Origin of the sequence: Edaphobacter sp. (assembly GCF_035532915.1) — a bacterium.
In the GTDB taxonomy this organism is placed as follows: Bacteria; Acidobacteriota; Terriglobia; order Terriglobales; family Acidobacteriaceae; genus Edaphobacter.
This window is the reverse complement of sequence record NZ_DATKQC010000014.1, coordinates 1-8,606: the sequence shown is the minus strand read 5'-3', so window position 1 is coordinate 8,606 and position 8,606 is coordinate 1. Positions and strand designations below refer to the sequence as shown.

Genomic DNA, 8,606 nt, shown 5'->3' with positions numbered 1-8,606 from the left:
CTGTGATCGCGGCGAATGCGGTGACGTTTGTGTTGGCAATGAGCATTCTTGTGATGAAGCTGCGCTTTGACCGTGACGCGATGAAGGAGGTAACGGGAGTATGAGCCACGAAGGAATTCGGATTGTGAACGCGGACGACGCTCAGCGCGAGGCGGAACAGGAACGGCATCTGCATGCGGACGCCGTCACTCCCAAAAAAGTGCGGGTCATGAAGACCGAGGGGACCGGCATCGAGATCGATTGGAAGGATGGTCATCGCAGCGTTTGGAACTTCGCGTGGCTTCGCAATGCCTGCCCCTGCGCAACCTGTCACGAAGAGCGGGATAAAAATGGTCGCAAGCCAGGCGTTCCCAAGCCCAAAGCACAGGCGCTGTTGGCGATGTACGAGGCCCCTGCAAGGCCGGTCGAAGTAACTCCGGTGGGCAAGTATGCGCTCAAATTTAAATGGAACGACGGGCACGAGTCCGGGATTTACTCGTGGGACTATCTGCGGCGCGTCTGCCAGTGCGCGGAGTGCGCGGCAAAGGGTTGACCGCTTCCGGCTTGAGATAAACCAGCTTCTGCAGACGCGGAGTGCGCGCGACTTCGGCAAGCGAATACTCGTCCAGCTTATCGAGAAAGGCAGCGTAGGCACTATCGAGCGCTCCCTTGAGCAGGCAGGCCCCGGCAAGCGGGCAGAGCTGCGAATAGCAGTCGATGACAGAGTCCCCCGGTTCGACCACCCGCAAAATTTCGCCGACAGAGATCGACTCGGCAGACCGCGCCAGCCGCAATCCACCGCCTGCTCCTTTGCTGGTGATGAGGAATCCCTGTTGCCCAAGCTGGTGCGCCACCTTCACCAGATGAGCGTAGGGAACGTTGAACATGCCAGCCGCAGCGCGGACAGTGACCGTGGCCTGCATGGGCTCGGGGCGGCTGCCGAGATACATCAGCAGCCGCAGGGCCAGATCCGAAAAGCGGTTGATACGCATGAAAAAGTAACTCCGATAAATTATGCGTTCGCCAGTTCCGTTATGAAGGACGGATCAGGAGCGAATGCTTCACTATAACGGTCGGAGAGGGGAACATTCAGCTGATCGAGAACTTTCTCGACGGCTGCCATGAAGCCCACGGGTCCGCAGTAATAGAAATCGGTGGCCTGCTCAAAAAGGTAAGGGCGCAGGGAGTCGATTGTGATGCGGCCCTCCACATCGAAGTCGCGACCCTGCACGTCCGCAGGCGTCACCTTCTCGTAGTAGATCAGGGCGCGAGTATGCGGATGCGCAGCGGCAAGCGAGCGAACCTCGTCGCGGAAGGCATGGTGCCTGCGCTGCGTCGTGGCATGAACAAAGAGCGCCGGGCGGTGGCTGGAGTTGCGAGCGAGGTGCTCGAACATGCAGATGGCCGGCGTGATGCCAACGCCTCCGCTCAGCAGCACCACCGGCTTGCTGTTACTACGCAGAACAAAGTCGCCCTGTGGCACATGCGCCAGGATGGTGTCGCCCTCGTGCACCGACTCGTGAAGATGATTGGAGATGAGGCCATTCTCCGCTGCCGCGATGTGTGCCGGTGCAGACTCGCGTTTGACGCTGATGCGGTAGGTGCGGCCATCGGCAATCTTCGAGAGGCTGTACTGGCGGATCTGCGTGAAGGCAGAGTCGGGAACGTGAGCCTTGACGCCAAGATACTGTCCCGGCTCAAAGGTTGGTAAAGGGGCACCTGTGGGAGATGAAAGATGGAACGATGTGATGGTCTCGCTCTCTACGACCTTGCGCTCAACTTTGAGTGGAGCATAGCCGGCCCATCCTCCGAGCTGCTCCCGGCCATCGGTGTAAAGCTTCTGCTCCACTCCCGTCATGATCTCCGCAAGCTGGCCGTAAGCCGCGCCCCAGGCGTCAATCACAGCGGGCGTAGCGGCTTCCCCGAGCACGGTGCGTATGGCGCGCAGCAGATGATCGCCGACAATGGGATAGTGTTCGGGCTGAACTTCGAGGCTGGCATGTTTGTGCGTGATGCGGTTGACCATGCCGCCTAGTTGGTCGAGTTTGTCGATGTGGGCCGCATAGGCGAGGATCGAGGCGGCAAGACTGCGCGCCTGTCCGCCGTTCTGCTGGTTCGCAGGATTGAAGATGTTGAACAGCGAGGGATGTTCTTCGAACAGAGTGCTGTAGAACTCGGTGGTGATCGTTTCGCCATGCTGCTGAAGAACGGGGACCGTAGCCTGAACAATTTCTTTTTGATGCTGGAGCATAAAGGCTCCTCCTTTTGAATATATATTTCGCATACATATTCATGTTCAGGATATAGCTCATTAAACGCAAATCCTAAGCGATAAACGCGCACATCAAGAAAATGTATAGGGACTATGAGACAACGTTCAGCACAGTGAGCGCTTCTTCTACGCTGTTGGCGACGAGAAGGATCTCGCGGCTCTTCTGCTTGAGCATTCCCTCGGCTACGGCATGGTCGAGGAAAGCCAGTAACTGGTCGTAGAAGCCGCTGATGTTCAAGAGCACGATCGGTTTGTTGTGCAGCTTGAGCGTCTGCCATGCAAGCACCTCAAACATTTCTTCGAGCGTTCCGAAGCCGCCGGGCATGATGACGAAGGCGTCGGATTTCTCTCCCATCAGCGCTTTGCGCGTGTGCATGGTGTCAACGACGTGCAGCTCGGTGATGCCGCGGTGCGCGACTTCGAGATCGACGAGGACCTCGGGAATGACGCCAACCACGCGCCCTCCATGGGCAAGTGCCGATTCTGCCACAGCGCACATGAGGCCTACTTTGGCTCCGCCATAGATGACGCCGATATCGCGCGCGGCGAGCGCACGGCCCAGATCATCGGCAGCGGCCTGGTAGGCGGGATCGACGCCGCTGGCCGAAGCACAGAAGACAGCAATATTGTGAATGGACATGCTTCTAGATTATCGTCTGTCAGCCGCGGACGATCATTGCAAGATCTACCTGAAAGTCGAAGAGGGCAGACAGGAACCGTCTGCCCTCTTATGGAGAGAGTGAAGAAGTCAGCGCAGGGTCACCGTGGAGCCGCTGAATCCGGTTGAAACCTCCAGTACCAGGGTGCCCGCCGGATGGGCGCTGCTTGCCGCGTTGGTGACGATTCGCGTGCCGGTGGGCAGATCGAGTTTGATGGTCTCACCGGCTTTCAGCGTCAGGGCGGTATCCCCCGCCTTGAGATCCATCGCTGCGGCGGAAGCATTGTGAAGCTGGAACTTGACAGTCTTCGACCGAACGAACATGGCGTTGACGGGAGCGATCATGTTGACGCGCGAGGCGTAGAGGCCCTGCGAGGCAAACAGGCATGCGATGGCGATTGGTGCGACGAGAAAAGGGCGGCGAATCATAAGAGCGCTCCTTGGAATGCGTTTCTGCTGCGGTGTTTGAGGAACGAGGCATGCCTTGCATGCGAGAGAGCATGGCTCTGCGTGAGCGTGGAACACGAGTTCACGCAAAGCCAAAAACTTCAAGCAATGTACGAGCAGCGCTCGTCAGGATGGGGTTTCGACAGACTCCCGCCATGCGGAAGACAACTAGTCGACGTTAATTGTTTGGTTTGGATGGCTCGCGTCAACGACGACAAGAACGTCCCCGGGGTTATGGGTCTTCATGCTGCTGTATACGGTGACTGTGGTTCCGACCGGGATCGCAAGATGCGTGACCTTATGGGAGGCGAGAGTTTTGACCTTCGAACCCACTTTGATCTGGCGAGGATACTCCGCCGTGTTGTTGAAATCGACGGTGACATCCGCGGAGCTGCTGCTTGTCGTTGCGGTGCTCTTATCCTTGTGGAAGACGCTGCCGAATGGGGCAGCATAGAGCATGCTAGATGAGCAGGCGACAGTGAGAACGAGAACGAGTGTTTTCTGACGGAACATGAGTTTCTCCCTTTGTGCTCGATGACGACGGGATCTCTCTGTCATGGATCAGGAAGTTCGTCGTTGTGTTGGTTACGCAGTTTGGATGTGAGTTGTTCCGGATTCGATGGAAAAAATTGTAGAGAGCATAAGAATAATTCACCGGCATTTATTGGAATTATTTCTGCAAATAGATCCCCATCATCTGTCGTCAATGATTCCCATCACATGTCGTCAATCTTGAGGTATAGGTGGTCAAAAAAACTGACGCCGCGCGTGCACGTAAAATTGAGATTGGAGCTTTAGAAATGCCATCGCAGTTGGTAGCAAATATGAACCCACAGCAACGGGAGGGAGTCGAAGCTGTCGACGGCCCGGTGTTGCTGTTGGCGGGCGCGGGCAGCGGCAAGACTCGTGTGATCACCCATCGCATTGCTTATCTCATTCAGGAAAGAGGGATTCCGGCGGACTCGATCCTCGCCGTGACATTCACGAACAAGGCTGCCAAGGAGATGGCCGAGCGCGTCGACAAGATTCTGGGGCACACCTCGCTGGCCAAGCCCATGCTGGCGACGTTCCACTCCTTCTGCGTGCGCGTCCTGCGCCGCGACATCGAGGCCATGCGTGTCAATGGTGTTGGACTGACGCGGACCTTCGCCATCTACGATGAGACCGACCAGCAGGCAGTTGTGAAACAAGCATTAAAGCGTCTGGCCATCGACGACAAATCATTGAAACCGCGGGTTGCGCTTGGTCGCATCTCGTGGGCGAAGAACCACATGATCGACCCGCAGGAATACTTCCTGGCGAGCGCGAACCCGATGGAAGAGAAGATCGCGCACATCTTCGAGATCTATCGCAAGGAACTGTTCAAGGCGAATGCGCTGGACTTCGACGACCTGCTGCTTGAGACCGTTCGCTTGTTGAAGTCTTCCAGTGAGGTACGAGAGAGGTACAACCGCCGCTATCGCTACCTGATGATCGACGAGTACCAGGACACGAACCGTCCGCAGTACGAGTTGATGAAGCTGCTGACCGGGCCGGAGGGGAACGTCTGCGTCGTCGGCGATGAGGACCAGTCCATCTATAGCTGGCGCGGCGCGGACATCCGCAACATTCTGGAGTTCGAAAAAGATTTCCCCAAGGTCCGGACGATTCGGCTGGAGCAGAACTATCGCTCGACGCAGGTGATCCTCGAAGGTGCGTCGGCGGTCGTCGCTCAGAATACGCAGCGCAAGGGGAAGAACCTGTGGACGTCGCGCGAGGGCGGCTCGCTGATTGGCTTCTATGAAGCGCCGGACGGCGAAAATGAAGCGCTGTTCATTGCGGACCGTATTCAGAAGTATCTTCGTGCCGCGGGCGAGCAGGAAGACGCTCCACGATGCGCTGTGCTCTACCGCACCAACTCGCAGTCTCGATTGGTGGAAGAGGCGCTGCGGCGATATCAGATTCAGTACCACATGGTCGGCGGCTTCAGCTTCTACGATCGCGCCGAGGTAAAAGACATCCTCAGCTATATGAAGCTGGTGCAGAATCTGCACGACTCCATCGCGCTGAGCCGGGTGGTGAACTCTCCCCCGCGAGGCATCGGCAAGACGACGATGGAGACGCTGGAGCGCATGGCGCTCTCCTCCGGGATGAGCACATGGGACGCGATCGGCGTTGCAATCGAAGACAAGTTATTGCCGCAGAGAGCATTGATTGCGCTGAGTGGCTTTCGCCGTCTCATCGAAGATGCGCGCGCAATGCTCGGTCCGGGATTCGCCGAGAAGCTCACCGAAAATGTCAGGGAATCAGAGAGCGGGGATCAGGGACCGGACAGTGACGACGCCTCCTTTGATATTGCAGCGATGGAGGCCGCCACTGAGACTGACGACGCGGCCGATACCTCGTTCGATACCAGCTTCAACTTCGGTTTTGACTTCGGCCCCAGCGAAGAAATTTCTACCATCGCGGCAGAGAACGCTGTCGATTCCGATGCCGCTCACGAGATTGACGCAGTTTCGTTCAATCCGTTTGCGCCAGTGGTATTGAAGAAATCGGCTGCGGGGTCTCGTAGCAGAATCGCTTCCGCGGCTAAGAGCGAAGATGTTGTATCCGAAACGACGCAGGCGAAGCCTGCATTCCGCAAGCCCGGTGATGCAGCCACCTTGCCCGAGCTGATCAAATTTCTGAATGATCGCAGCGGTTACATCCGGGTGCTGGAAGATGAGGCCACGCCGGAGTCGTTCTCGCGAATTGAAAATCTTAAGGAACTCGCCAACGCTGCCCAGGACGCGCAGGAGCGAGGCGAGACGCTGCACGAGTTTCTCGATCATGCTGCGCTGGTGAGCGACGCTGACTCCTATTCCGCCGACGCCCGCGTGACGCTGATGACGCTGCACGCGGCAAAGGGGCTGGAGTTTCCGCTGGTCTTTCTGGCGGGCATGGAGGAGGGACTCTTTCCGCACTCGCGCACCTTCACCGACCCCACGGGCCTCGAAGAAGAGCGCCGTCTCTGCTACGTCGGCATGACCCGTGCGATGGACACGCTGGTGATGACGCGTGCGCGCTATCGTCGTCGCTACGGCAGCGACATGCCGGAGTCGAGCATTCCTTCGCGTTTTCTCGAAGAGGTTCCCTCGCGTCTGGTCGAAGACCTCGGTAGTCCACCAGCCCGTCCGCAGTTCTCGGGCTTGGATTACGGAAATTCCTACTCCACTCCGTACCCAAAGGCGAACCGGTTTGGCGGTGGCAACGCCGAAGCGGGCGAGCGCCATTACAGCTACGAGGACGAAGACCAGAGTGCTTCGAGGGGTGGATCAGGCAGTTCGTCCACGAGCGGCAGCCGCTCGAAGTTCAGCAAAACCGCCGCTCCGGGGCAGTCTATCGACAACATTGCGAGTTTCTTTGCTGGCCGCGGACAGACGATCTCGCGGCCAAAGCTGGGCATTCCCGAGGCCACCGGAAAGACCGGACTGCAGCAGGGATCCCGCGTCCGCCACCCGAAGTATGGCGAAGGAACCGTCTTTCGCCGCGAAGGCGATGGGGATGACGCGAAGATTACAGTACAATTTCAACAGCACGGCGTGAAGAAGCTGGTGGAGAAGTTCGCCCAGCTGGAGCGCCTCTAAAGTTCTGAAAAATCGCACCTATAGAAAGATTGGCACCGAATCATGGCAAATACCAAGAGCATCACCGATACCGACGAGCGCAAGAAAGTAAAGCGCGCAGCACGCAAGAAGGCAGCTCCCAAGGCAAAGCGCACCGGCGCTCGCGGCGAAAACAAGGCCAAGATCAAGAAGGCTTCACGCGGCCAGAGCAAGCGGTAACGGCACGAAGCTCTAAGCGGAGCAGCCAATGCAGCTCTCGCTGCGCTGGCAATCACAAGGGTTCCGCTTAGAGCCAGTCCCTCCGGACGAGCGTCAAGCTGCTCCAGATTAATTCTGTTTGAGGAGCAATCCCGCTGGCCAGACAGATATTTCGTACCAAATCGATCGACAAGCTGATCTCTGAATCGGAGAGGCCGGAGCACGCGTTGAAGAAGACGCTTGGCCCGGTCTCTTTGACTGCGCTCGGCATCGGCGCGGTGATCGGGTCGGGAATCTTCACTGTGATCGGCGTAGCCATCGGCGGAAACCCCGCCGCGCTTGCATCGTGGCCCGACTCCCCCGTCATCGATCTCATCCTGCACCACGGAGCCATTGCCGGACGTCCCGGCGCGGGCCCCGCGATCGCAGTCTCGCTGATACTGGTGGCGATCGTCTGCGCGCTGACCGGCCTCTGCTACGCTGAGCTGGCATCGATGATCCCCATTGCGGGCTCGGCCTACACCTACACCTATGCGACACTCGGCGAGCTGGTGGCGTGGATCATCGGCTGGGACCTCATCCTCGAATATGCCTTCTCCAACATGAGCGTCAGCGTTGGCTTCGCGGCGCATGTGGTGGCGCTGCTGGACTGGATGGGGTTGCGCATCTCTCCCCAGTGGCTCTCTCCTGCTTATCTGCCGCTGGGTCTGCAGGACCTTCAGGGGCACGACATCTACGCTCCCGGCTGGCACGCAGGCTTCAACATCCCGGCGTTTTTGATTGTGCTGCTGCTGACTGTGGTGTTGGTGCGCGGCATTCGCGAGTCAGCCCGGACGAACAACATCATGGTGCTGGTAAAGATTGCGGCGATCCTGCTGTTCGTCTTCTTCGGTCTCAGCTTCATCCATCCGGCAAACTACACGCCCTTCTCTCCGAATGGCTGGAGTGGCATCCTCGCGGGGGGCTCCATCATCTTCTTCACCTACATCGGCTTCGACTCCATCTCGACGGCCAGTGAAGAGTGCAAGAATCCACGCCGCGACGTTCCCATAGGAATCATCGCAACGCTGATCGTCTGCACCATCCTCTACGTCGGCGTTGCGGTGGTCCTCACCGGACTGGTCCCATGGCAATCCGTAGCCGGAGACGCCGCGCCGGTGGTCAATGCGCTCAAGCGGGTCGCAGAGACCGAGCCGCACGGACATAGCCTGCACTGGGTCAGGCTCGCCGTCCTGATCGGCGCGCTGGTGGGAATGATCTCGTCCATCCTGGTCTTCCAGCTAGGACAGGCGCGCGTCTGGTTTGCTATGTCGCGCGACCGCCTTCTTCCCGATGTCTTCAGCCGGGTACATCCAAAGTTCCGCACTCCCGCCTTTGCCACCTGGGTAGCAGGAATTCTCGTGGCAATTCCGGCAGGCCTCTTCGACGTGGGCACCTTCGCCGAGATGTCGAACATCGGAACGCTGTT

The 8,606-nt window shown here is 58.4% G+C and carries 9 protein-coding genes; 4 read left to right on the top strand and 5 right to left on the bottom strand.

Translation table 11 applies throughout. The annotated features are described in order from the left end of the window. Window positions 1-100 precede the first annotated feature (100 nt). Window positions 101-532, top strand: coding sequence for a gamma-butyrobetaine hydroxylase-like domain-containing protein (locus VMU57_RS00705; RefSeq protein WP_325379757.1), 432 nt, complete (start codon window positions 101-103; stop codon window positions 530-532). Here the strand turns inward: VMU57_RS00705 and VMU57_RS00700 are convergent. The 5 genes from VMU57_RS00700 to VMU57_RS00680 all read right to left on the bottom strand — a co-directional run bounded on the left by VMU57_RS00700 (window position 441) and on the right by VMU57_RS00680 (window position 3,869). Next, a complete protein-coding gene (locus VMU57_RS00700; RefSeq protein WP_325379755.1) occupies window positions 441-971 on the bottom strand; it encodes an Rrf2 family transcriptional regulator in 531 nt (176 codons plus the stop codon). The two genes, VMU57_RS00705 and VMU57_RS00700, sit on opposite strands and share 92 nt — an antisense overlap. 20 nt (window positions 972-991) lie before the next feature. Next, entirely contained in the window at window positions 992-2,230 is a 1,239-nt protein-coding gene (gene hmpA / locus VMU57_RS00695) for an NO-inducible flavohemoprotein (RefSeq protein WP_325379753.1), read from the bottom strand. Between the two features lie 112 nt (window positions 2,231-2,342). Continuing rightward, entirely contained in the window at window positions 2,343-2,891 is a 549-nt protein-coding gene (locus tag VMU57_RS00690) for a TIGR00730 family Rossman fold protein (protein ID WP_325379751.1), read from the bottom strand. Between the two features lie 108 nt (window positions 2,892-2,999). Beyond that, window positions 3,000-3,338: a hypothetical protein gene (locus tag VMU57_RS00685; RefSeq protein WP_325379749.1), complete on the bottom strand. Its 339-nt coding sequence runs from the start codon at window positions 3,336-3,338 to the stop codon at window positions 3,000-3,002. Window positions 3,339-3,524: 186 nt separating this feature from the next. Beyond that, complete coding sequence (locus VMU57_RS00680) at window positions 3,525-3,869, bottom strand: hypothetical protein (RefSeq protein WP_325379747.1); 345 nt, start codon at window positions 3,867-3,869, stop codon at window positions 3,525-3,527. 287 nt (window positions 3,870-4,156) lie between these two features. On the opposite strand from VMU57_RS00680, the gene VMU57_RS00675 reads away from it, so the two are divergent. The 3 genes from VMU57_RS00675 to VMU57_RS00665 form a co-directional block, all read left to right on the top strand. After that, entirely contained in the window at window positions 4,157-6,961 is a 2,805-nt protein-coding gene (locus VMU57_RS00675) for an ATP-dependent helicase (protein ID WP_325379745.1), read from the top strand. Between the two features lie 42 nt (window positions 6,962-7,003). Next, the gene (locus tag VMU57_RS00670) at window positions 7,004-7,159 is read left to right on the top strand and encodes a hypothetical protein (protein WP_325379743.1); all 156 of its coding nucleotides are present in this window, start codon (window positions 7,004-7,006) and stop codon (window positions 7,157-7,159) included. Window positions 7,160-7,365: 206 nt separating this feature from the next. Beyond that, on the top strand, window positions 7,366-8,606 hold a 1,241-nt coding region (locus VMU57_RS00665), incomplete at its 3' end, for an amino acid permease (RefSeq protein WP_325379741.1).